Annotated in this window: 23 protein-coding genes; 16 read left to right on the top strand and 7 right to left on the bottom strand. The window is 63.7% G+C overall.

Annotated features, from left to right (window positions below; translation table 11 throughout):
* Positions 1-29 precede the first annotated feature (29 nt).
* Positions 30-932: an orotidine-5'-phosphate decarboxylase gene (gene pyrF / locus ACLI1C_RS11110; RefSeq protein WP_411396917.1), complete on the top strand. Its 903-nt coding sequence runs from the start codon at positions 30-32 to the stop codon at positions 930-932.
* Positions 933-952: 20 nt separating this feature from the next.
* On the opposite strand, the gene ACLI1C_RS11105 is transcribed toward pyrF, so the two are convergent.
* A complete protein-coding gene (locus ACLI1C_RS11105; protein ID WP_411396916.1) occupies positions 953-1,168 on the bottom strand; it encodes a hypothetical protein in 216 nt (71 codons plus the stop codon).
* A gap of 98 nt (positions 1,169-1,266) precedes the next feature.
* Here ACLI1C_RS11105 and ACLI1C_RS11100 point away from each other — a divergent pair, with 98 nt between their 5' ends.
* Positions 1,267-1,629: a YciI family protein gene (locus ACLI1C_RS11100; protein ID WP_411396915.1), complete on the top strand. Its 363-nt coding sequence runs from the start codon at positions 1,267-1,269 to the stop codon at positions 1,627-1,629.
* Positions 1,626-2,873, top strand: a complete 1,248-nt coding sequence (locus ACLI1C_RS11095; RefSeq protein ID WP_411396914.1) for an RNA polymerase sigma factor — start codon at positions 1,626-1,628, stop codon at positions 2,871-2,873. Before ACLI1C_RS11100 ends, ACLI1C_RS11095 begins: the two co-directional genes overlap by 4 nt.
* Before the next feature lies 1 nt (position 2,874).
* On the opposite strand, the gene ACLI1C_RS11090 is transcribed toward ACLI1C_RS11095, so the two are convergent.
* From ACLI1C_RS11090 to ACLI1C_RS11080, 3 genes are all read right to left on the bottom strand, one after another.
* The gene (locus tag ACLI1C_RS11090; protein ID WP_411396913.1) at positions 2,875-3,804 is read right to left on the bottom strand and encodes an alpha/beta fold hydrolase; all 930 of its coding nucleotides are present in this window, start codon (positions 3,802-3,804) and stop codon (positions 2,875-2,877) included.
* A gap of 53 nt (positions 3,805-3,857) precedes the next feature.
* Complete coding sequence (locus tag ACLI1C_RS11085; protein ID WP_411396912.1) at positions 3,858-4,415, bottom strand: TetR/AcrR family transcriptional regulator; 558 nt, start codon at positions 4,413-4,415, stop codon at positions 3,858-3,860.
* A 92-nt stretch (positions 4,416-4,507) separates the two neighbouring features.
* Entirely contained in the window at positions 4,508-5,146 is a 639-nt protein-coding gene (locus ACLI1C_RS11080; RefSeq protein WP_411396911.1) for a pyridoxamine 5'-phosphate oxidase family protein, read from the bottom strand.
* A gap of 506 nt (positions 5,147-5,652) precedes the next feature.
* Here ACLI1C_RS11080 and dnaE point away from each other — a divergent pair.
* Complete coding sequence (gene dnaE, locus ACLI1C_RS11075) at positions 5,653-9,108, top strand: DNA polymerase III subunit alpha (RefSeq protein WP_411396910.1); 3,456 nt, start codon at positions 5,653-5,655, stop codon at positions 9,106-9,108.
* A gap of 55 nt (positions 9,109-9,163) precedes the next feature.
* Here dnaE and ACLI1C_RS11070 read toward each other — a convergent pair whose 3' ends face one another.
* Positions 9,164-9,748 carry a dihydrofolate reductase family protein gene (locus ACLI1C_RS11070; protein WP_411396909.1) on the bottom strand — a complete coding sequence of 195 codons (585 nt, stop codon included), beginning with the start codon at positions 9,746-9,748 and terminating at the stop codon, positions 9,164-9,166.
* Between the two features lie 107 nt (positions 9,749-9,855).
* Entirely contained in the window at positions 9,856-10,890 is a 1,035-nt protein-coding gene (locus tag ACLI1C_RS11065; protein ID WP_411396908.1) for an RNA polymerase subunit sigma-70, read from the bottom strand.
* 1,152 nt (positions 10,891-12,042) lie between these two features.
* On the opposite strand from ACLI1C_RS11065, the gene rpsB reads away from it, so the two are divergent.
* The 12 genes from rpsB (at position 12,043) to ACLI1C_RS11005 (ending at position 23,985) form a co-directional block, all read left to right on the top strand.
* Positions 12,043-12,822, top strand: coding sequence for a 30S ribosomal protein S2 (gene rpsB / locus ACLI1C_RS11060; RefSeq protein ID WP_411396907.1), 780 nt, complete (start codon positions 12,043-12,045; stop codon positions 12,820-12,822).
* A 71-nt stretch (positions 12,823-12,893) separates the two neighbouring features.
* On the top strand, positions 12,894-13,820 hold the full coding sequence (gene tsf, locus ACLI1C_RS11055; protein WP_411396906.1) for a translation elongation factor Ts: 927 nt from the start codon (positions 12,894-12,896) through the stop codon (positions 13,818-13,820).
* Positions 13,821-14,030: 210 nt separating this feature from the next.
* The gene (gene pyrH, locus ACLI1C_RS11050) at positions 14,031-14,750 is read left to right on the top strand and encodes a UMP kinase (RefSeq protein WP_411396905.1); all 720 of its coding nucleotides are present in this window, start codon (positions 14,031-14,033) and stop codon (positions 14,748-14,750) included.
* 17 nt (positions 14,751-14,767) lie between these two features.
* Positions 14,768-15,322 (top strand): ribosome recycling factor, encoded by a 555-nt coding sequence (gene frr, locus ACLI1C_RS11045; RefSeq protein ID WP_411396904.1) that lies wholly within the window; start codon positions 14,768-14,770, stop codon positions 15,320-15,322.
* Positions 15,323-15,379: 57 nt separating this feature from the next.
* A complete protein-coding gene (locus ACLI1C_RS11040) occupies positions 15,380-16,111 on the top strand; it encodes an isoprenyl transferase (protein WP_411398303.1) in 732 nt (243 codons plus the stop codon).
* Positions 16,108-16,968 (top strand): phosphatidate cytidylyltransferase, encoded by an 861-nt coding sequence (locus ACLI1C_RS11035; RefSeq protein ID WP_411396903.1) that lies wholly within the window; start codon positions 16,108-16,110, stop codon positions 16,966-16,968. Before ACLI1C_RS11040 ends, ACLI1C_RS11035 begins: the two co-directional genes overlap by 4 nt.
* 40 nt (positions 16,969-17,008) lie before the next feature.
* A complete protein-coding gene (gene rseP / locus ACLI1C_RS11030; protein ID WP_411396902.1) occupies positions 17,009-18,145 on the top strand; it encodes an RIP metalloprotease RseP in 1,137 nt (378 codons plus the stop codon).
* A gap of 184 nt (positions 18,146-18,329) precedes the next feature.
* Positions 18,330-20,450, top strand: a complete 2,121-nt coding sequence (gene bamA / locus ACLI1C_RS11025) for an outer membrane protein assembly factor BamA (protein WP_411396901.1) — start codon at positions 18,330-18,332, stop codon at positions 20,448-20,450.
* A gap of 78 nt (positions 20,451-20,528) precedes the next feature.
* Complete coding sequence (gene lpxD, locus ACLI1C_RS11020) at positions 20,529-21,557, top strand: UDP-3-O-(3-hydroxymyristoyl)glucosamine N-acyltransferase (protein ID WP_411396900.1); 1,029 nt, start codon at positions 20,529-20,531, stop codon at positions 21,555-21,557.
* Positions 21,554-22,030: a 3-hydroxyacyl-ACP dehydratase FabZ gene (fabZ, locus tag ACLI1C_RS11015; protein ID WP_411396899.1), complete on the top strand. Its 477-nt coding sequence runs from the start codon at positions 21,554-21,556 to the stop codon at positions 22,028-22,030. The genes lpxD and fabZ overlap by 4 nt, the downstream gene beginning before the upstream one ends.
* Entirely contained in the window at positions 22,027-22,836 is an 810-nt protein-coding gene (gene lpxA / locus ACLI1C_RS11010; RefSeq protein WP_411396898.1) for an acyl-ACP--UDP-N-acetylglucosamine O-acyltransferase, read from the top strand. Before fabZ ends, lpxA begins: the two co-directional genes overlap by 4 nt.
* The gene (locus tag ACLI1C_RS11005; RefSeq protein ID WP_411396897.1) at positions 22,837-23,985 is read left to right on the top strand and encodes a lipid-A-disaccharide synthase; all 1,149 of its coding nucleotides are present in this window, start codon (positions 22,837-22,839) and stop codon (positions 23,983-23,985) included.
* On the opposite strand, the gene gltA is transcribed toward ACLI1C_RS11005, so the two are convergent.
* A complete protein-coding gene (gene gltA / locus ACLI1C_RS11000) occupies positions 23,961-25,250 on the bottom strand; it encodes a citrate synthase (protein ID WP_411396896.1) in 1,290 nt (429 codons plus the stop codon). The two genes, ACLI1C_RS11005 and gltA, sit on opposite strands and share 25 nt — an antisense overlap.
* Between the last annotated feature and the right edge of the window lie 33 nt (positions 25,251-25,283).

The following is a 25,283-nucleotide window of genomic DNA, read 5'->3' as shown; positions in this document are numbered from 1 at the left end:
TAGTAACGCGTGGAGAAAGGCAATCCGGCATGAGTATTTCGACCTGGAGCGAGCTGGTCCAAGACAATGTCGCGCGCTTTGGCGATCTCGTTGTCGGCATTGACCCATCATTGGCGGACCTTCCGGAGTTCTTTGGCGAGGAAAGTTCCTGGATTGCCGACTATGTGAATTTCACCCTCGACGTGGTCGAGGGGCAGGTCGGGTTCGTCAAGTTTCAGTCGGCCTATTTCGAAGCCTGTGGCTTGGCGGGGCTTGCGGCGCTGTCGTCCGGCATGAAGCGGGCGCGGGAGGCGGGCATTGCCGTCATTCTCGATGCCAAGCGCGGCGATATCGGTGCGACGGCTGCTGCCTATGCGCGGGCCTACCTCACCCCGGCTGCCGCCGGCGGGAGCGGGGATTTCGAGGCCGATTGCCTGACGGTCAATCCGCTGATGGGGCCCGATACGCTCGAACCTTTCGTCGATTGCGCCACGCGCCATGGCAAGGGGCTGTTCGTGCTGTGTCGCACCTCCAATCCCGGCGCCAGCTGGCTGCAGGACCGGATGGCCGGCAACCGGCTGATCTCGGACCGCGTGGCCGAGCTGATCGGGGGCTATGGCAAGGCCGATCCGGCTTCGCCCGGCCTGGGCGTGGTTGGCGCGGTGATCGGCGCGACGGTGCCCAATGAAGGGCGGCGGCTGCGCCAGCTGCTGCCGCGCACCATCATCCTGGCGCCCGGCCTGGGCGCCCAGGGCGGCGATCCGGCGGCCATCCATTCGCTAAGGGGCGATACGCCGGGAGACCTGCTGGTGCCGGTTTCGCGCGGCCTGAGCCGGGTCGAAGACCGCGGCATGTCGCCGGCCGACTATCGCGCGCTCGTGCTGGACCGGATCACGGGCTTCAAGGCCGCCATCGCCTATGACTATGCCGGCGCCGGCCGCAAGCTGGCCTAGCAGGCCGCCGTCAGCGCCGTTCACCAAGGCATTCTCAGCACCACGTAAAGCAGCGCAAAGCCGATGAGGCCAAGGGCGAAGCGGAGGCGGTCGGCGGGGGACAGGTCGGGCGGACGGGACGGGTTGTTCAGATCCAGCCTGGTCACAGTGGCAGCCATGAGAATGTCGATCATCATCGGTTGAACTCGCTGCAGCGGCACCACGCCGCGTGCTTTGCAGTTCATCGACCGGGACATGCCGCCTTCGACGCGACAAAAAAGAAATTCCGCCCTTGTCGAAATGGGGCGGGGCTGTTCGGCTAGGGAGCGTCAACCCGCGCGCCCAGGAGGCCGGCATGCAGTATATGTTTCTGATCTATCTCGATGAATCCAAGTTCGCCGTGATGAGCCAGGCGGAACGGGACGGCTTCGGAGACGGCATGCTCGACTATGACGAGGAGCTCAAGGCCAGCGGCCACTACATCACGGCCGAGCCGCTCAAGAGCCCGGCCGAGGCCACGACCGTGCGGCGGTGGAATGGCGCGCTGACCACCACGGATGGCCCGTTCATGGAAACCAAGGAACATTTGAGTGGCTTTGTGCTCGTCGAGGCGCGTGACCTCAACGAGGCCATCCAGCTGGCGGGGCGGATGCCTCTGGCGAGCGTTGGCTCGATCGAAGTGCGGCCTGTCGGCGTGCTCAAGCGCAGCACGGCATGACATTGGCGCAACCAGTCGATCTCGATCTGGTCTGGCGGCAGCAGTCGCGCAGGGTGCTGGCGACGCTGATCCGGCTGTTGCGCGATTTCGACCTGGCGGAAGAGGCATTGCACGACGCGTTTCTTGCCGCGGCGCAGAAATGGCCGGTCGAGGGCATGCCGGAAAATCCGGGTGCCTGGCTGGTGTCTGCCGGGCGGTTCAAGGCGCTCGATCGGCTGCGACGGCGCAAGCGGTTCGATGCGGCGCAGGTGGATCTGCTCGCCATGGAAGCCGAGGACGTGGTTGCCGATGATGGCGACCTGCCGGATGACCGGTTGCGGCTCATGTTCACCTGCTGCCACCCGGTGCTGTTGCCGGAGGCACAGGTGGCGCTGACCTTGCGCGAGGTCTGCGGGCTGACCACCGAGGAGATTGCGCGCGCATTCCTCGTGCGGACGCCGACCTTGGCGCAGCGCATCGTGCGGGCCAAGATGCGGATCAAGGAAGCCGGGCTGCCCTACGAAATCCCTTCCAGCGCCGAGCTTCCGGCGCGGCTCGATAGCGTGTTGCGGGTGATCTACCTGGTCTTCAACGAAGGCTATTCGGCCTATTCGGGCGAGACCATCACGCGGGTCGAGCTGTCGTCGGAAGCGATCAGGCTGGGGCGCATGGTGGCCCAGCTGCTGCCCGATGGCGAGGTGCTCGGCCTGCTCGGACTGATGCTACTCAACGAGGCCCGGCGGGCCTCCCGACAGACGGCGGATGGCGATGTCGTGCTGCTGGCCGACCAGGATCGAACCCTCTGGGATCGCGACATGATCGCCGAGGGCAGGGGCCTCGTCGAGCGGGCCTTTGCTTCGCGTCAGGTCGGGCCCTATGCCCTGCAGGGCGCCATAGCGGCCGTGCATACCGCGGCCCCGACGGCCGCCGAGACCGACTGGACCGAAATCGTGGGCCTCTATGGCGTGCTGCAGCGCGCGGCGCCGTCGCCCATCGTGCAGCTGAACCGGGCCATCGCTATCAGCATGGTGCGCGGGCCGGAGGTGGCCTTGCCCATGGTGCAGGCCTTGCTCGACACCGGGGATTTGGCCGACTACCACCTGGCCCATGTCGCCGAGGCCGTCCTGCTGCACCAGCTGGGACAGCGCGATGCGGCGGTGGCGGCCTATGGCCGGGCCCTGCAGATCTGCAGGCAAGAGCCGGAGCGCCGGCTATTGCTGAAACGCCTGGCAGAGCTGGATGCGGAAGCGGCTGGCGATCGCTGAGCTATTTGCTGCGACCGACCAGCGACAGGATGGCCTCGACGACACCCGGCATGTCCTGCTCCAGCAGTTCGTGACCGCGGCGGTCGAGCAGCAGCAGTTGCGCCCCTCTGATCGCGGTGACGCTCGCATGGGCGGCGGCGACGGAGATGATCGGGTCCTCGCTGCCGTGGATCAGCAATACCGGCAGATCCAGGTTGCTGGCGTTGAGGTGCGGTTCCAGTTCGCCCGCGACCATGGCGTGGTTGAAGGCGCTCTGCATGCTGCTGGTGCGGTGCAGCTCCCGCTCGATGCGGCGCTGTGCTGCCTCCCGGTCAAAGGGGACGGCCGAGCCGGCGCTGAGTTCGGCAACCCGCAGCATGAACTGGCCGACCGCTGCATGATCAGACCAGTCAAGCTCGGCCATGGTGGCGAAATGGTCCATGAAACGGGGATCGATGCCCTCGCCCTGATAGGGCATGCCGAGCGGCTCGCTGGCAATCAGGGTGAGGGAGCGAACCCGCTCGCGATGGGTGAGCGCCGCGATCTGGGCGACATAGCCGCCCAGCGACATGCCCACCAGGTGGGCGGCCTCGACCTCGTAGGCGTCGAGGATGGCGATCAGGTCCGCCGCCAGGTCGAAGATGTCGTATTGCAGATCGCCCGGTGCATTGGTCGTCGACTGCCCGGTGTCGCGATGGTCGAACTGGATAACCCGATAGCCGGCATCGGCAAGCCCGGTCACCATGCTTTCTGGCCACCAGACCATTGAGGCGGTGGAGCCCATGGCCAACAGGATGGTCCCGAGCCGTGGCTGCCCCGTCGCCTTGGTGGCCAGTGTGACGCCATCGGCAACCCTTACCTGCGTGGTTTGGCTCTGCATCGCCTCGTCTCCATGCGCGAGTGGCAGGCCGCCCAGCACCAGGGCCCCAGCCATGAAGCTGCGCCGTCGCATCAGTCGCTCCTATTTATAACCTACATATTGGTTATAAATGGATGCAGGGCTTGTCAAGTCGAGGGCGTGAGATGGTCCATCGCCCAGCGCAGGCGTTGGAGCACGAAGGCAGAGAGCGCTGTCGTGCCGTCCGAGGCGACCCATTGCATGGTGGCGCCGGCAATGACGGTGTGCAGATGCACCGCCGTCTGGTCCCGATCCGGGGCGGGCGGCAGCCGCGCGGCAATTGCCTGCTGGACCAGGGCATAGCGCTCCCCGGCCAGATTGCGGAGAGTGGGGTTCTCCATTTCGAGTGCGGCCACCGTTACCCGTACGGCAAAGCCCTCGCCACTGCCCATGCTGCCCACGATCTGTTCGAGAAAGTGCCAAAGGGCGTCCGGCCCCGTCTCGACCGGCAGGCTGTCCAGCCAGGCGCGGGTTTCCGCCACTTCATGCTCCGCCATCCGGATGAGGATGGCGTTGCGATCGCCGAAGCGCTGGATCAGCGTGGCGCGCGACAAGCCGACATGCTCGGCTAGGTCGGACAGGGTGAAGCCGGGCCCGCGGCTGCCGAGCACCTGCAGGGCTGCAGAGAGGACGTCGTGGTCGGAGACGGTTTTGGGGCGCGGCATGGTCACCAATACGGGTGGAAGGAGAGGGGAGTATGCATGCTGCGGCGCTGCGCGCCATCCCGCCGCTGAAAAGGCCTACGGCAGTATCCCCGTCAATAGAGCGTCTTGCTGTATTCCACCTCGAGATCGGCATCGATCTGGCGCATCCTGGCGTCATCGTCCGGGGCGCCATTGGTCTGGTCGAGGATGATCTTGGACAGCGAGGGCATTTCGCTGCGGTCCTGGAAATGGGCCGGGTCCCAGAGATGGGAGCGGCGGAAGGCCTTGGCGCAGTGCATGAATATCTCGTCGACGCTGACGATGATGGCGAGCCGGGGTGTGCGGTCATTGACGCGCATGGTTTCGAGCAGGGCCGGATCGGTGACGAGGCGGGCCGTGCCGTTGACTCGCAGGGTGTCGTCATAGCCGGGAATGATGAACAGCAGGCCGACGCGCGGATTGGCGATGATGTTGCTCAGGCTGTCGAGGCGGTTATTGCCCGGCCGGTCGGGGATGGCGAGGGTTTGAGAATCGAGGATCTGGACGAAGCCCGTCGGGTCGCCGCGCGGGCTGACATCGGCATTGCCCGCCATGTCCTGCGTGCCGATGCAGAGGAAGGGCGAGCGCGCGATGAAGGCCCGGGCGTGCTCGTCGAGCGCACGCTGGACCTTGAGCGTCGCCAGTGTGTGGGTGGCCGGAAACAGGCTGCGAAGGGCCGCTTCATCGGCAATGACATGTTCGGGACGGATCATCGACTCCTCCAACCTCGTTGCTGCTCGCCGACCGGTTGACCCGGTCAGTCGTGAGGTACGTACCTCAAATCTAGCCTGACTTGTCTGTGACAGGCAAGGGGGTGGGCCAGCGAGCGTCTTCCAAGGCGGGGATGGGTAACGCGTCGTGAACCTTTCCTAACACTTTGCTAACCAAGCAAGCCCAATCCCCGCTGTTCCCGCTGGTCACACTGGACAGGAACAAAAGACGAACTTATAAGAACATTATAGCAACACGGGAGATGCAGATGCTCACTTTCATCAAGGACTTCGCCGCATTCGTCACGCTGGGCGCCTTCACCATCGGTTCGCTGACCTGGATGGATGTGCTGGCCCGACTCGTGTGACCCTGAGTCGTTTTCAGCAAGAGCGGACCCTGGTTTTGCCCTTTGCAGACGCGGCGAAAAGAGACGGCGCCAGCGCCGCCTGTGGATTGCGGTCCGGTAGCGGTATGATCTGCGCGCCGGGACGGTCATAAAGGGCGTGTCATGAGCGGTCCCGGTTTTATCCATCTTCACGTCCATTCTGCCTATTCCCTGCTCGAGGGAGCGCTGCAGCTTGAGACCATTCTCAAGCTGGCGGCGGAGGACAGCCAGCCGGCGCTTGGCATTGCCGATACCGGCAACCTGTTTGGCGCGCTGGAATTCTCCGAAAAGGGCAGCAAGAAGGGCATCCAGCCGCTGGTGGGGGTGGAGCTGTCCGTGGACTTCGCCGCTGCCGAGGAGCGGGTCAGCGAGCGCGGGCATGTGGCCTGGGCCGGCAAATCCAGCGTGGTGCTGCTGGCGCAGACCGAGGAGGGCTTTGCCAACCTGTCGCGGCTGGTGTCGCAATCCTATCTCGAGGGCGATGGCGGCACGGCGCGGGCGCAGCTGGACTGGCTGAGCCGCGAACGGCTGGAGGGGCTGATCTGCCTCAGCGGCGGGCCGGAAGGCGCCATCGACATGGCCTTCGCCCAGGGGCAGGACGCCAATGCGGTGCGGCGGCTGGATCGGCTGGCCGAGCTGTTCGGGGACCGTTTCTATATCGAACTGCAGCGGCATGGCCGGGTGCAGGAGGCGACGGTCGAGCCACGGCTGATCGACTATGCCTATCGCAAGGGCATCCCGCTGGTGGCTACCAACGAGCCCTTCTTCAAGTCGGCCAAGGAATTCGAGGCGCATGATGCGCTGCTGGCCATTGCCGGGGGCACCGTGCTGGCGCAGACCGAGCGGCGCAAGCTCAACGACCAGTATTATTTCAAGACGCGTGCCGAGATGACGGCTTTGTTCTCGGACCTGCCCGAAGCGCTCGATTCCACCGTCGAAATTGCGCGGCGCACCTCATATCGGCCGCGCACGCGCAGCCCGATCCTGCCCAAATTCGCCGCCGCGCCCGATCTCAGCGAAGCCGATGCCGTGGCGGCCGAGGCGGCAGCCCTGCGCGCCATGGCAGAGGAGGGGCTGCGCGAGCGCCTCGCCACCGTCGGCACCGCGCCGGGCAAGACGGAACAGGAATACTGGGACCGGCTGGAATTCGAGCTGGGCATCATCCAGTCGATGAAGTTTCCCGGCTATTTCCTTATCGTGGCTGACTTTATCCGCTGGTCGAAATCGCAGGGCATTCCGGTGGGGCCCGGGCGTGGCTCGGGCGCCGGGTCGCTGGTGGCCTATGCCACGACGATTACCGACCTCGATCCTCTCGCCTACAACCTGCTGTTCGAGCGCTTCCTCAATCCGGAACGCGTGTCGATGCCGGATTTCGACATCGACTTCTGCCAGGATCGCCGCGAAGAGGTGATCCGCTACGTGCAGCGCAAATACGGCACCGACCAGGTGGCGCAGATCATCACCTTCGGAACGCTGCAGGCACGCGCCGTGCTGCGCGACGTCGGCCGCGTGCTGCAGATGCCCTATGGGCAGGTGGACCGCATCTGCAAGCTGGTGCCGGCCAATCCGGCCGATCCGTGGTCGATCGAGCGGACCATGAAAGAGGTGCCGCAGTTCAAGCAGATGGCGGACGAGGACGAGACGGTGGCCGATCTGGTCGCCATCGCCAAGAATCTCGAGGGCCTCTACCGCCACGCCTCGACCCATGCCGCCGGCATCATCATCGGCGACCGGCCGCTGCAGGACCTGGCGCCGCTCTACCGCGATCCGCGCTCGGACATGCCGGTCTGCCAGTACAACATGAAGTGGAGCGAGGCGGCGGGCCTGGTCAAGTTCGACTTCCTCGGCCTCAAGACGCTGACCACGGTGCAGTATGCCGTCAATATGGTGAACCTCGACGGCGGCAGCTTCCGCATCGAGGACATCCCGATCGACGACAAGCCGACCTATGACCTTTATGCCAAGGGCGACACGTTCGGCGTGTTCCAGGTGGAAGGCGCGGGCATGCGGCGCGCGCTGGTCGACATGAAGCCGGACCGCTTCGAGGATATCATCGCCCTGGTGGCGCTCTATCGGCCCGGTCCGATGGACAATATCCCGCTGTTCAACGACCGCAAGCATGGCCGCGAGGAGGTGGAATATCCCCATCCGGACCTGTCGCAGGTACTCGACGAGACCTATGGCATCATCGTCTACCAGGAACAGGTGATGCAGATCGCCCAGCTGCTCTCGGGCTATTCGCTGGGCGAAGCCGACATGCTGCGCCGCGCCATGGGCAAGAAGATCAAGTCGGAGATGGATGCGCAGCGCGAGCGCTTCCGCGAGGGCGCCATCAAGCACGGGCTCAAGCAGAGCCAGGCCGATACGATCTTTGACCTGTTGGCCAAGTTCGCCAATTACGGCTTCAACAAGAGCCATGCGGCGACCTATGCGCTCGTCTCCTACCAGACGGGCTATCTCAAGGCGCATTATCCGCATGAATTCCTGGCCGCGTCGATGACGCTGGACATGGGCAATACCGACAAGCTGGCGGAGTTCCGCAGCGAGGCCAAGCGGCACAATATCGAGCTGGTGCCGCCCTGCGTGAACCGCTCGGAAGTGGTGTTCTCGGTCAAGGACAAGCGCATTCTTTATGGCCTCTGCGCCGTCAAGGGCGTGGGCCGGCAGGTGGCCGAGCATATCGTGGAGGCGCGCGGCGATACCCCGTTCAAGGACCTGGGCGATTTCGCCCGCCGGGTCGATCCGCGCATCCTCTCCAAGCGGACGCTGGAGACGCTGGTCAATGCCGGCGCCTTCGACGATATCGTGCCGCGCCGCGAAGTCGCCTTTGCCGCCATCGAGGCGGTGATGGGCATGGCCCAGTCGCTCACCCATGAGCGCAATGAGGGCCAGTGGAACATGTTCGACGTCGGCGAGCCCGAGCCGGTGCGCCTGCCGGCGGGCGTGCCGGCCTGGACCACCACCGAGCGGGCCGACCGCGAGCTGTCGGCCATCGGCTTCCACCTCTCGGCCCATCCGCTCGATGCCTATGTCGACATGTTCGAAAAGCTGCGGGTGCAGCGCTGGGGCGATTTCGAGCGGGCGGTCAAGGACGGGGCCTCGGCCGGGCGGCTCGCCGGCACGATCAGCGGCCGGCAGGACCGGCGCACCCGCAAGGGCACGCCGATGATGATCCTGACGCTGTCCGACCAGAGCGGGAGCTTCGAGGTCATCGCCTTTTCCGAGCAGATCAACGAATTCGGCGCCATTTTGCAGCCGGGCAAGTCGGTCATCCTGCAGGTGGGGGCGGACGAGCGGGCCGAGGGCGTGAGCCTGCGTCTGCTCTCGGCCCAGCCCATTGACGGCATCGAGAACACGATCGAGCGACGGCTGACGGTGTTCACCGCCGACGCCAAGGCCCTGGGCTCGATCAGCGCCCAGCTCAAGCGGGGCGGGGAGGGCAGGGTGAACTTCGTCGTCATCCGTGACGGCGGGGCGAAGGAATACGAGATCGAACTACCGGGCGCCTATCGCCTGACGGCCGAAGTCGCAGGCGGCATCAAGGCGCTGGAGGGGGTTACGGACGTGAGGTTTCACTGAGGGGCGAGGCCCGATAGAACGACCCCGCCAGTAAGCGAGGTCGCGTCGGCATCGCCTAGTGTGTGCGAAGGTCGTAGTGCAGGGCTGCGATATCTGAGTCCGGGAGCTGCCGGTGGCTCAGCAGCCTGAACCGCGCGTTCAAACCGGGATGGAACGTGCGAACGCCTTCGCCCAGCACAACATTGCCAAGCAGAAGGTGAAGCTCATCGACTAGACCCTGCGCGAGCAGGCCGTTGAACAAGATGCTGCTGCCGTAGATCAGCATGTCCTTGCCGGGTTGGGCCTTGAGTTCGGCGATCCGGGTGTAGGCCTGGTTGCGCCGCACGACCTCGGCGCCGGCCCAGGGCGAGTTTGGCGATATGGTCAGTGTATCACTGACTGCGATCTTGCGGGCGCCCTCAACCCGCTCGGCTATCTCACGTTGGATGGGATCGCCGTGCGGGCTGCGATCAACGTTCGGCCAGTAGGCTTCGAACATTGGGAAGGTGACGGCACCGAAGAGCAGCGTGTCGGCGCTGCGCAAGAGTTCGAGGTTGTGGGCATCAAACGCCCCGCTCATGGGCAGGGCATCGAGCCGGCCGTCGGGGCCAGCGCAGTGGTTGTCGAGGGAACTCAGGATACTGACAATGAGCTTGGCCATTGCAACTGCCTTTCTGTTTAAAAGAGTAGACACAGCCCAGTCCTGTGGGTTGGTCATCTCTTTAGAGACGCGGCAATGCTGAAACTCATCGGTCTCGGCGCGATTTCTTACGGCACCGTCTCGAGCATGCCGAAGCGACGGCATACGGCCGGGTCCAAAAAACTCTCGATAGCGCAGATGCGGCCATTTTCCACCCGCAGCAGCACGACGCCGCCTGGGCGGAAGCGGTCGTCGCCCACCTGCTTCTGGTAGCAGGCGAAGCCGGGCTGGCCGTTGCCGCCGAGTGGCCGGAGCCGCCAGGGCGTTTCGAACACGCGTTCGGCGAAGAAGTTTGCGACGAACGCGCGGCCGCGGAACCAGGCCGGCAGCGGTGGCATAGTGAAGCGAACGTCTTCGGTCAGCAGATCCAGCATCGTCGTCACGTCGCGCTGTTCCCAGGCGGAGACGAAGGCGCGAAGCAGCCTGTCGAGCTGCTTTTCGTCCACCGGATGCTTCTCCACGGGATGCCTGCCTGGCAACTTCGTCTCGATTGTCTTGCGAGCGCGCTGCAAGGCGCTGTTGATCGACGCGACGCTGGTCTCAAGCATAGCGGCGGTTTCGGAAGCTGAGTAGCCAAGCACTTCGCACAGCAGTAGCGCGGCGCGCTGCGTGCCGGTGAGGTGTTGCAACATGGCGACGAACGCGAGACCGATATGCTCGCGGCGCAGCAGTGTGGACCCCGGATCGTCATGGACCGCGGCGTCGGACACCAATTCATCGTCGGGGATCGGCTCGAGCCAGACGGGCCCGGGCACAATCTCGCCAAGGTCAGCCGTGGACAGAAGCGGTGCTCTATAGTCGCTCGACGTCAGGCGGCGCGGGCGCCTTGAGATCATGCGCAGACATATCCGGCTGGCGATGATGACAAGCCAGGTGCCCAATGAGCTGCGACCTTCGAACGACCCTATGCCACGCCATGCGGCAAGCAGGGTTTCCTGCAAGGCGTCGTCGGCATCAAATGGCGAACCAAGCATGCGGTAGCAATGCACATGCAGTGGTCGCAGGTAGGGCCTTGTGAGCGTGTCGAAAGCGGTGGTGTCGCCCGTCGCCGCTCGCCGCAGCAATGCACTTTCGGTAGGGTTGGCGAATTGCGGAGACGTCATGTGTGGGTCTGCAGGTTCAGGCGGAACTGCCCGGGTGGGTGGTTGGCCTTAACAGGGGCGTGTCGCAGAGTAGTGGCTGACAACACCAGGGACAACAGTTAGGCCGTCGCCCCAGCGGGGCTCGGTGCGATCGCCGCACATGCGCAGCACTTTTCCCGCCCTCTAAGCCAAGTGGCAAAAGATGCAGAATGTCTGGTCGATAATTGGGCCCATGAGCCATGCGGCCCTTCGCGACGAAAAGTGCCCCGCCGCAGTTCATAGCGTTATCGGCGTCAATTGGTGGGCAGACGCGCGTAGTCGGGCCCGAATGAAGTAAGTGACCCAAAAAAAGCGCGGGGGAGGCGAGCCGGGGCCCATCCTCCTCCGCTTGGGGGTTTTCACCCTTGCCCCCGCGTCGATGCGCGGGTCTATGCAGGGATAATGCAGGAGGGGGTGTGTGCGGTTCCCTAACAGATCCGTGAGCATTTTGCCGATTCCGCGCTTTGCCATTGTGCGGCTGGAAGAGGCGCTAGCCAGGATGCCGGGTCGGACATAGTGCTCCTTCGGCGCACCATCTCACCCACCTACAGATCGTCACCCTTGGGCTCGACCCGACGGCTCTACACTTGCCGGATGTCGCTCAAGTACAGTCCCCTCGCGTCAGGCCCGAGGGTGACGACCGCGTTTGCTGGGCTTTCCGATGCTCATCCCCAACTTATCCCCCTCGCCAAAGACCGTGGCACAATCCTGCCATCTTCCGGGATACGGCGGCGCTGCAGCGACCAGTGGCCGGGAGATGTCGGGAGGGGACGTCGCTGTCTCCCTCAGGTTCGAGAGCCGGCCGCAACATGGCGAGCGTTCATGTTGCGCGATAACCGGTCCTGTTCCAAAAACCGGCAACCCCGGGACGGCAATCGTCTCATATTTATCTACTCAGAGACGAAAGACGTCTCGGGGTCCGTCCGTCCATGACAACCGCGCTGCAGGCGGCGCTTTGGCGCGGGCCTTGCTCTTTTGCGGTTCATCGCCTATATCGCCCCTGCGTTTGACTGCGTGTCAGCGCGATTTCACACACGAGGCAGGCTTTTCGGGCGTTCCGAAGATCCATCCGGTGGCGGGCAACCGCCGCAAGGCCCCGTGGCGGCATCAACCGGTAAACAAGGAGCAGCCATCATGGCACTGCCCGATTTTTCTATGCGTCAACTGCTTGAAGCAGGCGTCCACTTCGGTCACCAGAAGCATCGCTGGAACCCCAAGATGGAACGCTACATCTTCGGCGTTCGCAACGACATCCACATTCTCGACCTGAGCCAGACCGTGCCGGCCCTGAGCCGTGCGCTGCAGCTGGTCAGCGACACCGTCGCTGACGGTGGCCGCGTGCTGTTCGTCGGCACCAAGCGCCAAGCCGCACCGCTGGTGGCCGAGGCTGCCAAGCAGTCCGCCCAGTACTTCGTCAATTCCCGCTGGCTCGGCGGCACGCTGACCAACTGGCAGACGATCTCGAACTCGATCTCGCGCCTGCGCGAACTCGAGTCGATGAGCGAAGACGCCCTGGCGCTGCGCACCAAGAAGGAACGCCTGATGATGAGCCGCGAGCAGGAACGCCTCGAGCGCGACCTGGGCGGTATCAAGGACATGGGCAACCTGCCGTCGCTCCTGTTCGTCATCGACACCAACAAGGAAGCCAACGCGATCAAGGAAGCCCGTCGCCTGGGCATTCCGGTCGTGGCCATCGTCGACACCAATTGCGATCCCGATACGGTCGACTATGCGATCCCGGGCAATGACGACGCCTCGCGCGCCCTCGAGCTCTATGTGTCGCTGATCTCCAAGGCTGCCATCGACGGCATCGGCCGCTCGTCGTCGGCCCTGGGTGCCGATCTCGGTGCTGCCGATCGTGCTCCGGCTGAAGATCTGCCGGGCGAAGAGGCTCCGGCGGCCGCCGCCAACTAAGCGCGTTTCGCTTAATTCATACTGATTTGAACCATGCGACCCCGGAAATGGGGTCGCCAAGAGGTGAACCCATGGAAATCACTGCAGGAATGGTCAAGCAGCTCCGTGACTCGACCGGCGTCGGGATGATGGACTGCAAGAAGGCCCTGGCCGAAACCAATGGCGACATGGAAGCCGCGGTCGACTGGCTGCGTACGCGTGGCCTAGCCAAGGCTGCCAAGAAGGCTGACCGCGTTGCGGCAGAGGGCCTCGTTGGCGTTGCCACCGCCGGCACCAAGGCTGCCGTTGTCGAAGTGAACTCGGAAACCGACTTCGTTGCCCGCAACGAGCAGTTCCAGGCGATCGTCGCCAATGTCGCAAAGCTGGCCCTCGACGCCGATGGCGACGTGGTCAAGCTCGGCGAAATGCCGTTCCCCGGTTCGGGTCACTCGGTTTCGGCCGAGCTGACCGAAGCCATCGCCAAGATCGGCGAGAACATGAACCTGCGCCGCACGCAGACCGTTTCGGTCTCCGATGGCGTGGTCGAGAGCTATGTCCACAATGCCGTCAAGGCTGGCCTGGGCCGCATGGGCATCCTCGTGGCGCTCGAATCGACCGGTGACAAGACCGCGCTGTCCGCCCTGGGCAAGCAGCTTGCCATGCATATCGCAGCGACCAATCCGCTGTCGATCGATCCGGAAGACCTGGACCAGGACGTGGTGGCTCGCGAGCGCGCCATCATCCTCGAGCAGGTCAAGGAATCGGGCAAGTCGGCCGAGATCGCCGAGAAGATGGTCGATGGCCGCATGCGCAAGTATTTCGAAGAAGTCACGCTCCTGGCGCAGACCTTCGTGATCGACGGCGAGACCAAGGTCCGCGATGCGATCAAGAATGCGGAAAAGGATGTTGGCGCCCCGATCAAGCTGACCAAGTTCGTGCGCTTTGCACTGGGCGAGGGCATCGAGAAGGTCGAGACCGACTTTGCTGCCGAAGTCGCGGCCACGGCCGGCGTGAAGTAATTCCGCCGCAGACAATTGCGGGTGGACCCAAGGGCCCGCCCGCCGCTCTCCCGAACGGTCATGATTTGGCCCGGGATTGAGCGCAGAAGCCCGCTGTAATTTGTATTTCAACTGGCGCGCCGCTTTCTTTTGAAGTTGCTTTTGCCTTAATGTCTGTCGGGCGTCGCCGGATTCGGTGCCCCGCCGCGTATTCCAAAGAGGGGTTTGCCGATGGCGCCTGCCTACAAACGCATTTTGCTCAAGGTTTCGGGCGAAGCGCTGTCTGGCGACCAGCAGTTTGGCATTCAACCCGAATTTCTCGACGGCGTGGCCCGCCAGATCGCCGACGTGGCGCAGACCGGCGTCGAAATGGCCATTGTGACCGGTGGCGGCAATATCTTCCGCGGCATGGCCGTAGCCGCCAATGGCGGCGACCGGGTCACTGCCGACATGATGGGCACGCTGGGCACCGTCATCAACGCACTGGCGCTGGCCGGCGCCCTGACCGCCATCGGCGTCAAGGCCAAGGTGTTCAGCGCCACAACCATGCCATCCGTCGCCGACACCTATACCGCTCGCGCTGCCAAGGCGGCGCTTGAGGACGGTTACGTGGTCGTGCTGGGCGGCGGCATCGGCAACCCGTTCTTCACCACCGATACGGCCGCTGCCCTGCGGGCGATCGAGCTGGAATGCGACATCGTGCTCAAGGGCACCAATGTCGATGGCGTCTATTCGGCCGACCCGAACAAGGACCCCACGGCGACCCGCTATGAGCAGATCAGCCATGACGATGTGATCAGCCAGAACCTGCGGGTGATGGATACGGCGGCCTTCGCCCTTGCCCGTGACAACAACATGCCGATAATCGTGTATTCGCTCGACGACAAGGAGGGCCTGTCCGGCGTTCTCGCCGGGCGCGTTCGCAGCACCCGCGTCGGCAAGCCGATCTAGCCTAGAAGGACGAAACGATGGCCTACAATCTCGCCGAACTCAAAACCCGCATGCAGAAGTCGATCACGTCGCTGCGTGACGAACTTGCCGGGCTGCGCACGGGCCGTGCCAGCGCGAGCCTGCTGGAGCCGGTGATGGTGGAAGCCTATGGCTCGCGCACGCCGCTGAGCCAGCTGGCCACGGTGACGGTGCCGGAGCCGCGCATGCTGAGCGTGCAGGTGTGGGATCGCTCGCTGGCCATGGTGGTCGAAAAGGCCATTCGCGACAGCGGCCTGGGGCTCAATCCGATGGGGGAGGGGCAGGTGATCCGCGTGCCGCTGCCCGAGCTCAACGAAGAGCGCCGCCGCGACCTGTCCAAGGTTGCGCATAACTATGCCGAGGCGGCCCGCGTGGCAGTGCGCCACATCCGCCGCGACGGCATGGATGCGCTCAAGAAGGCCGAGAAGGATGGCGATCTGAGCCAGGACGATGCGCGCGCGCAGGCGGACCTGGTGCAGAAGGCAACCGACGCCGCGGTCGCGGAAATCGACCAGGTGGTGGCGGCCAAAGAAGCGGAAATCATGCAGGTCTAAGTCGGCTGAGCTGCGCCGGAGGCGTAGATGTCCATCGATCCAGCCATCACAGCCGATATTGAGCAGCGTCCGCGCTTGCGCATTCCAAACCATATTGGCGTGATCATGGACGGCAATGGCCGCTGGGCCAAGGCCCGCGGCAAGCGCCGGACGGAGGGGCATATCGAGGGCGTCAAGGCGCTCCGCAACCTGGTTCAGCTCTGCATCCGCTATGGCGTGGCGCATCTGACGGTGTTCAGCTTCTCGTCGGAAAACTGGACGCGCCCGAAGGACGAGATATCGTTTATCTTCAACCTGCTGCGCCGTTTTGTTGCATCTGATCTACAGAATCTGATCCGCAATAATGTCCGGGTTCGCATCATCGGCAGCCGCGAGGGGCTGGAGCCCAGCCTGGTGCGGCTGATCGAGGATGTCGAAGCCAAGACGGCCAGCAATACCGGCCTCGTGCTGATCGTCGCCTTCAACTATGGCGGCAAGGCAGAAATCGCCGACGCCACGCGGCGCATTGCGCGTGAAGTTGCCGCAGGGCGCCTGTCGCCCGAGGCAATCACCGAGGACACCATTGCCGGCGCGCTCTATACGGCGGGCCTGCCCGATCCGGACCTCATCATCCGCACCAGCGGCGAGCAGCGCATTTCCAATTTCCTGCTCTGGCAGGCCGCCTATTCCGAATTCGTCTTCGTCGACGAATACTGGCCCGACTTCGATGAAGCCAGTTTCGTCCGGGTGCTCGAAACCTTCGCGCTGCGCGACCGGCGCTTCGGCGGTATCGAGGCGAAACAACCTTGAGCGATCCGGACCATCACGCGACAGAGCCTGCGCCAGGTCGCCGCCGTAGCTGGTCCGATCTCGGGCCGCGCCTGCTGTCGGCAGCCGTCCTCGTCACCCTGACCGCCACGGCGCTCTATATCGGCAGCTATGTGTTTGCCGCCGTGGTGGGCGCCGTCTTCGGCGGCGCCTATCGCGAGTGGGAGACTATGGTGACGCGCGCCCCGCTGACCCCGGGCGGCATGGTGCTGATCGGGCTAGTGGCGCTATCGGGGCTGATCTACCCGGTCTTTGGGCCGCTGGGGACGATGACGGTCATTGGCCTGGCCTGTGCCGTCGCCATCGCCATGCGGGGCGAGGAGGCGCCGTGGCGGGTGCTGGGCCTGGTTGTCTATGGCGCCATCATTGTCGCTGCGCTGGCCATGCGCGGGGAGACTGTGGCGGGGGTTTGGGCGGGAGTTTATCTCGGCACCGTGGTGTGGATGACGGATTCTGCGGCCTTCTTCACCGGGCGGCAGATCGGGGGCGAAAAGCTGGCGCCTGAAATTTCGCCGTCCAAGACCTGGTCGGGCGCCGCGGGCGGACTGGCACTGGGGACCGGGGCAGGGCTGCTGGTGTGGGTCCTGGTGACGGATTCGCCCTGGTGGATCGGGCTGGTGCTGTCCGCGACGATCAGCGTACTGGGCCAGTTGGGCGATCTCAGCGAGAGTGCGGTCAAGCGGCATTTCCGGATCAAGGACAGCGGCGACATCATCCCGGGCCATGGCGGCCTGATGGATCGGCTCGACAGCCTCACATTCGGCATCTTGTTCGTGCTGCTGGTGGGGACGCTGCATGCCGGATACGGCGCGGTCGCCGAAGGACTGCTCTACTGGTAGGGCAGATGCCGCGGGCAGCCGCCTATAAGCAAGGAACACCATGTTCGAATTCATCTACTGGCTCTTGTCCTATGTGGTGCCGTTCCTGGCGGTGCTGACCGTCATCGTGTTCGTGCACGAGATGGGGCACTATCTGGTGGCTCGGTGGAACGGGGTGGCTATCCAGACCTTCTCGATCGGCTTCGGGCGCGAAGTGATCGGATGGAACGACAAGCACGGGACGCGCTGGCGCATCTCGGCGATCCCGCTGGGCGGCTATGTGCGCTTCGTGGGTGATTCCAATGCGGCTAGCGTGACGGATGCCGATGTGGTCGCCAATGCCGATCCCGAACTAGCGCCAAGGCTGTTTGCCAACAAGAATGTCTGGCAGCGGATCGCGGTCGTGGCTGCCGGGCCGATTGCCAATGTCATCCTGACCTTTGTCATCCTCTATGCCCTGCTGCTGGGATATGGCCGCTACACCATTCCACCGGTCGTCGGCGAGGTCATTGCCGGCTCGGTCGCCGAGGCGGCGGGGCTTGAGCCCGGCGACGTTATCGTCTCGGTGGATGGCTACGTCGTCCGGGGGTTCGAGGATTTCCAGCGACTCGTCGCCACCAGCCCCGCGCGTGAGGTGACGATCGAACTCGACCGAGGCGGCAGCGCCGAGACCATCGTGCTGGTGCCCGACGTCGCCGAGGTCGAAGACCGCTTCGGTAATATGCAGAAGATCGGCAGAATCGGGGTGAGCCGGGACGTGGCTGATACCGATGTGAGTCTTTATCGACCCGGCCCGGTCGAGGCGATCGGCATGACTGTCGAGGAGATTCGCTTCATCATCCAGCGCACGGCAGCCTTTCTCGGCGATTTCTTTGTCGGGCGCGGCGACGTTGAGCAACTGGGCGGGCCGGTCAAGGTCGCCAAGGTTTCCGGGGAAGTGGCGACACTGGGCATTATCGCCCTGATCAATCTCACGGCGCTGCTCTCGCTAAATATCGGAATTTTCAACCTTTTACCTGTACCCATGCTCGACGGCGGCCATCTTCTGTACTATCTGGTTGAAGCCGTCAGGGGGCGTCCGCTCAGCATGAAGGTGCAAGAAATAGGGTTCCGATTTGGATTTGCCCTGGTCCTTGCGCTCATGGTGTTCACGCTCTTTAACGATACGATCTTCGCTCACTTCGGAATCTTGCGTTAACATGCTGTTAACCTTGGTTCGCAAGGTGTTGCAGGAATACAAGTGCACCAATCATTTGCTAACCGCGTCGAGGCTTGCGCCTTGTCCTTGGTTAAAAAGACGGTAAAACGGTGCAATGGAGTTAGCTTGGGGGAGCGCTGTGCATGGCGATTCTCCGGGCCTGGTCGCAGAAGGCAATAATAATATGATCCATCCCACCAAGCTGATGCGCGGCGCTTTTCTGGCGCTTGCGATTCTGGGTGCAGCGCCGTTCGCCGGACCCAGCATTCCGCTTCTTGGCGTTGTGACTGCTCAGGCTCAGGAACAACTCGTCGGTTCCGTGCTGTTCGAGGGCAATCGCCGCTTCTCGGATTCCCAACTCCTCGCCATGGTCGATGTGTCGGCCTCCGGCATCTACTCGCAGCAGCGTGTGGCCTCGGATATCGAGAGCATCCGCCAGGCCTATGACCGCGACGGGTTCCTTTCCGTTTCCGTGACATCGCGCACCGAAGCCACCGCCGATGGCCGCGTCCGCGTCGTCTTCGTGGTCAATGAAGGCACTCGCGCGGGTATCGCTGCGATCAACTTCACCGGCAACAACGCCTTTGCCGGCAACAGCCTCAAGAGCACGATGCTCACCAAGGAAACGGGTATCCTGAGCTGGCTGTTCAAGGATGACAGCTACGACGAGCAGAAGCTTGCCGTCGACCGCGAGCGCATCCGCCTCTATTACGCGAACCGGGGCTATCCCGATGCGCAGGTCACCTCGGTTGGTGAATATGATGCAGCGCGCAATGCGTATTTCATCAACTTCACCATCAACGAGGGCCAGAAGTACGAATTCGCCAATGTCGGCATCGAGACCAGCATCTCGGGCTTGAACACCGACGCGCTGCGCGGCACCGTGCAGACGGCGGACGGTCGTAGCTACTCGGTTTCCGATCTGCAGGAAACGATCGAGGAAATGGCCTACGAGGCCACCGTGCAGGGCTATTCCTTCGTGGATGTCCGTGCCCGTCTTGATCGCGACGTTGCCAATGGCACGTTCAACGTGACCTACCTGGTTGACGAGGGTGCGCGCCTTTATGTCGAGCGCATCAACATCACCGGCAATACCAAGACCCGCGACTTTGTCATCCGCCGTGAGCTGGAATTTGCCGAAGGCGATGCCTTCAATCGTGCCCTCGTGGTTCGTGGTCGCAAGAACATCGATGCGCTTGGCTTCTTCTCGTCGGTCAACGTGACGACGGGCCCGGGCTCGTCGGCCGACCGCGTGGTGATCAACATTGCCGTGACGGAAGCCTCGACCGGTGAATATGGCGCCACGGCCGGCTACTCCACGCAGGACGGTATCCTGGGTGAAGTGTCGCTGACCGAACGCAACTTCCTGGGTCGTGGCCAGTATCTGCGCGCTGCCATCGGCGCTTCGCAGGCCGGCCGTACCTTCGACTTCTCGTTCACCGAGCCGCGCTTCATGGGGCTCAAGGTTGCGACGGGTATCGACGTCTATCATCGCATCGACGACGAAAATACCGCGACCGTCTATGGGTCGCAGTCCACGGGCGGCCAGCTGCGTGCCGGCGTGCCGCTGACCAGCGATCTCTCGGCCACGCTGTTTGTCGGCGGTGAACGCAAGGTCATCAAGGACAACAACCCCGACAACTCCCTGCTCGTTAATGACGGTCAGGAATTCTACAAGGCCTTCGTTGGCTACACGCTGACCTGGAATGGCGTGGACGACGTCAAGAAGCCGACTGAGGGTCTCTATGCGACCTTCACCCAGCAGTATGTCGGTTGGGATCACAGCCTGATCCGCAGTGAAGCGCGTGCCCGCTACTATGTGCCCCTGCTTGACGATAGCGGCATTGTCGGCAGCGTCCGTGGCCAGGCTGGCATCATCAACGACCTGAGTGGCAATGGCGTTCACGCCGTGGAAGCCTTCTCCCCGGGTTCCCAGCTGATCCGCGGCTTTGAAGGCCGTGGCCTGGGGCCGCGCCTGGCGAATGGTGAGTATCTCGGTGCGGTGGCCTATGCCGGCGCTTCGGCGGAAATCCAGTTCCCGATCCCCGGCCTGCCCGAGAATTACGGCGTGTCCGGCGCGATCTGGGCCGATGCGGCCTGGGTTGATGGCGTCAATGTTCCGCGCCTCGGTGGCAATACCGTGGATCCGAACAGCATCGACGTGCCATGGCGGACTTCGATCGGCGCCTCGCTGATCTGGGACAGCCCGTTTGGCCCGCTGCGTGGCGACTTCGCCCACGTGCTGAACAAGTCGACCGCAGACCGTACCCAGGTCTTCCAGTTGACCATGTCGACCTTGTTCTAGCCGCCGTGGCGTGAGACAGTTCATTGAGCCGCGGGGCGGTAGCGCCGCGGCTCAATGCTTTTTAAGTGACACTGACTGATGGTCGACACCCGCTTTCATCGCTTTGCCGGCCCGTTCACTATCGGCAGCATTCTCACCGAGCTCAACCGGCGCGACCTCCTGGCGGGGCTGGCTGATCCGGACCTCTCCATATCCGGCGTCACCGAGCTCGACCTGGCGGTCGCCGGTGACCTGGCCCTGGCGGCCCATTCCAGTTATGGCGAGCAGTTGCGTGCGACATCGGCGGGCGCAGTCATCGTGCTGGCCTCGCTGCGCGACCTTGTGCCGGCCCACAGCATGGCCATTGTCTGCGACAAGCCACACCAGCTGTTCGCCGACGTGCTGGACTACCTCTATCCTTCGAACACCCGCTCGATCATCGCTGCCGGCCGGGATGATCTTGGGGCGCCGGTGTTTGAGCGCGACGTCCTGACTGGTTCCAATGTGGTGATCGGACCGGGCGTGGAGATCGGGCGGGGTACGGTGATCGGCGCCAATACGGTGATCGGGGCCGGGGTCACCATCGGTCGAAACTGCGTCATCGCTGCCAATTGCACCATCGATTGCGCCCATCTCGGCAATGACGTGGTCATCCATTCCGGCGTCCGTATCGGCACTGAAGGCTTTGGTTGGCTGGATTTCGGCCAGTCCAACCGCAAGGTGCCGCAGCTTGGCCGGGTGCTGATACAGGACAGGGTCGAGATCGGCGCAAATTCCACGATCGATCGCGGCGCGCTTGGCGACACGATGATCGGCGAAGGCACCAAGATCGATAACCTCGTGCAGATCGGTCACAACTGCAAGATCGGCCGCAACTGTCTGATTGCCGCGATGAGCGGGTTATCCGGCTCGACCGTGGTGGGCGACGGCGTGCTGCTGGGCGGTGGGGTAGGGACCTCGGGTCACCTGACCATCGGGGCCGGCTCGGTGGTGCATGGCCGTGCCGCCGTTACCAAGGATTGGCCGCCGGGCAGCAAACTTGCCGGTGCGCCAGCTCAGGATATAAGAGATTTTTGGCGTGAACTCGCCACGATGCGCAAACTTTCCAAGGGGGACAAGCGGGGATGACCGACAACGCACCAACGAGCACCGAGCTCGGGGCAATGAGCATTGCCGAAATCCTCAAGAGCCTGCCACACCGCTATCCCTTCCTGATGATCGACAAGATCATCAAGATCGACGGCGACGAGACTGCCATCGGCATCAAGAATGTCACGTTCAACGAACCGATCTTCCAGGGCCACTTCCCCGAGAACCCGATCTTTCCGGGCGTGCTGATCATCGAGGGCATGGCCCAGACGGCCGGGGCTATCGTGATCAAGCATGACGCGGGCGGCGGCAAGAAGAACATCGTGCTGATGCTGGGTGTCGACAAAGCCAAGTTCCGCAAGCCGGCGGGGCCGGGCGACACGATCGAGTTCCACATCGCTAAGATTCAGCGCCGTCGCAATGTCGGCCGCTACGAGGCCAAGGCGATCGTCGATGGCACGATCATTGCGGAAGCCGAAATCACCGCGATGATCATCGAGGCCAATTCGTGAGCGGACCCAGCGTTCACCCGACAGCGATTGTCGGCCCGCGCGCGCGACTGGGCAATGGCGTCAAGATCGGCCCCTATTGCATCGTCGGCGACAATGTCGTGCTGCATGACAATGTCGAGCTGGTCTCGCATGTCTCCATCGACGGCCATACCGAGGTCGGCGCGGGCAGCCAGATCTATCCGTTCGCCTCGATCGGCCACAAGCCGCAGGATCTCAAGTATCACGGCGAAGAGTCGCGTCTGATCATCGGCGAGCGCTGCACGATCCGCGAGTCGGTGACCATCAATCCGGGAACGGAAGGTGGTGGCATGGAGACGCGGATCGGCAATGACTGCCTGATCATGGCGAGCGCACATGTGGCGCACGATGCCATCATCGGCAACAATGTCATCATGGCCAATTATGTGGGGATCGCCGGTCACTGCCAGATCGGCGACAATGTGATCTTCGGCGGCACCTGCGTGATCCACCAGTTCACCCGCATCGGCTCGCATGCCTTTATCGGCGCGCAGTCGATGGTCGATGGCGACGTGATCCCCTATGGCATGGCCGTGGGCAATCGCGCCTCGCTCACCGGTCTCAACCTCGTGGGTCTCAAGCGTCGCAAGTTTGATCGCGAGGCGATCCATCGGCTGCGTGCCGCCTACCGGCTGATCTTTGCCAGCGAGGGCACATTGCGCGAGCGCGTCGAGGATGCCGCCGAACTGTTCAAGGACGACCATCTGGTGCAGGACGTCGTTTCCTTCATTGCCGCCGCTTCGGATCGCCCGATCCTGATGCCGCGCAACGGCCATTCCGCAGAGTAGATGTCCGAGCCAGGCGACCGGCTCAAGCTGTTCATCTTGGCTGGCGAGCCTTCGGGCGACCGCATTGCCGCCGATCTGGTGCGTCGGCTGAAGCAGCGTGTGCCGCTGGCTTTCAGCGGCGTGGGGGGCACGGAGCTGCAGGCCGAGGGCCTGCGCTCGCTGTTTCCCATGAGCGATCTGGCGGTGATGGGCATCAGCGATGTGCTGCTGCGCCTGCCGCTGTTGCTGTGGCGCGTGGAGCAGACTGCGCGGGCCATCCGCAAGGCCAAGCCGGATATCGCCGTGCTCGTCGATTCCCAGGACTTTTCCAAGCTGGTGGCGCGGCGCCTCAAGTCGCTGGAATTTGCCGGCCGGCTAATCCTTTATGTCGCCCCTTCCGTCTGGGCCCGTGCGCCGCAACGGGCCGCCAAGCTCAAGCCGCTCTTTGCGGAGGTACTGGCGGTGCTGCCATTCGAGCCGGCGGTGATGGAGCGCCTGGGCGGTCCGCCGACGAGCTATGTCGGTCATCCCGCGCTGGGTGAGCGCCTGAGCCGAAAAGCAGTCGACCGCGGACCGCTGGTCTTGCTGCCCGGCAGCCGGGACGGCGAATTGCGCCGGCACATGCCGCTGTTCCGACAGGTGGCCGAGCGGCTGGCGGGCCATGCCGCCGTCGATGGGATGGTCATTCCCACGCTGCCGTCGCTCAAGGCTCGCCTGGAGCGTGAAGTGGCCAGCTGGGCGGTGCCCGTGCGCGTTGTTGCCGACAGGGCCGCGCGCGGAGAACTCTATGACCAGGCGGTCATGGCCCTTGCTGTCTCCGGGACGGTGACGCTGGAACTGGCGCTGGCGCAGGTCCCCAGCGTGGTCAGCTACGTCATGGACGGCCATCAGGCGCGGTTCTACGCCAGGCTGGGCTCGCCTGCCGTGTCGCTGCCCAATATCATCCTGGGCCGGGGAGCTGTGCCCGAGCGGGTGCAGGCGCAGCCGGATGCGGATGCCCTGACAGCCGCCGTGCGCGACCTGCTGGACCACAAAAAAGCCCGCCAGGACCAGATTGCGGCCTTTGGCGAGCTTTCTAACCTTATGGAGCGCGGCGAAGAGCGCTTTCCCCGTCAGGACCCGGCGGACCGGGTCCTCGCACACTATCAGCGGCCGTTGAGCGCTTCGTAGTCGCGCGCAGGGGCTCCGTCATAGAGCTGGCGCGGGCGCCCGATCTTCTTTTGCGGATCGCCGATCATTTCCTTCCACTGGCTGATCCAGCCAACAGTACGGGCGACCGAGAACAGCACGGTGAACATCGAGGTGGGGAAGCCGATCGCCTCGAGGATGATGCCCGAATAGAAATCGACATTGGGGTAGAGCTTGCGTTCGATGAAGTAGGGGTCTTCGAGCGCGATCTTCTCGAGCTCCTGGGCCACCTGGAGCGTCGGATTATTGTGCACGCCGAGCAGGTCGAGCACTTCCTTGGCGGTCTTCTGCATCACGGTCGCGCGCGGATCGAAGTTCTTGTAGACGCGGTGACCGAAGCCCATCAGCTTGAAGCTGTCGCCCTTGTCCTTGGCGCGCGCGATGAATTCGGGAATGCGGTCGACGGTGCCGATTTCCTTGAGCATGTTGAGCGCCGCTTCGTTGGCACCCCCATGGGCAGGACCCCAGAGGCAGGCAACGCCGGCAGCGATACAGGCAAAGGGGTTGGCGTCGGACGAGCCGGCCAGGCGCACGGTCGAGGTCGAGGCGTTCTGCTCGTGATCGGCATGCAGGGTGAAGATCAGGTCCATCGCCTTGGCAATGGTGGGATTGATCTGGAAGGGCTCGGCCGGGACCGAGAAGCACATGTGCAGGAAGTTGGACGCGTAATCGAGGTCGTTGCGCGGATAGACGAAAGGCTGGCCGACCGAATATTTGTAGGCCATGGCGGCGATCGTCGGCATCTTGGCGATCATGCGGATCGAGGCGATCTCGCGCTGCTGCGGATCGGTGATGTCGGTGGAGTCATGGTAGAAGGCGGCCATGGCGCCGACCACGCCGGTCATGATGGCCATGGGATGCGCGTCGCGACGGAAGCCGCGGTAGAAGTAGTGCATCTGCTCATGCACCATGGTGTGGCGCGTCACCAGTTCGCTGAACTCTTCGAGCTGCGCCTTGTTGGGCAGTTCGCCGTAGAGAAGCAGGTAGCAGACTTCGATATAGCTGCTCTTTTCGGAAAGCTGCTCGATGGGATAGCCGCGGTAGAGCAGCTGGCCCTTGTCGCCGTCGATATAGGTGATGGCGCTGTCGCACGCGGCCGTCGAGGTGAAGCCCGGATCGTAGGTGAACATGCCGGTCTTGGCGTAGAGCGATCTGATGTCGATGACATCCGGCCCCACGGTTCCGGACAGCACTGGAAATTCGTGCGTCTGGTCCCCGATGACGAGTTTGGCGACTTTATCGGTCATTTAGCTCTCCTCGAAGGCCCCTTGTTCCAAACA

Source organism: Devosia sp. XGJD_8, assembly GCF_046614475.1.
Taxonomy (GTDB): domain Bacteria; phylum Pseudomonadota; class Alphaproteobacteria; order Rhizobiales; family Devosiaceae; genus Devosia.
This window is presented reverse-complemented; position numbering and strand designations above follow the sequence as displayed.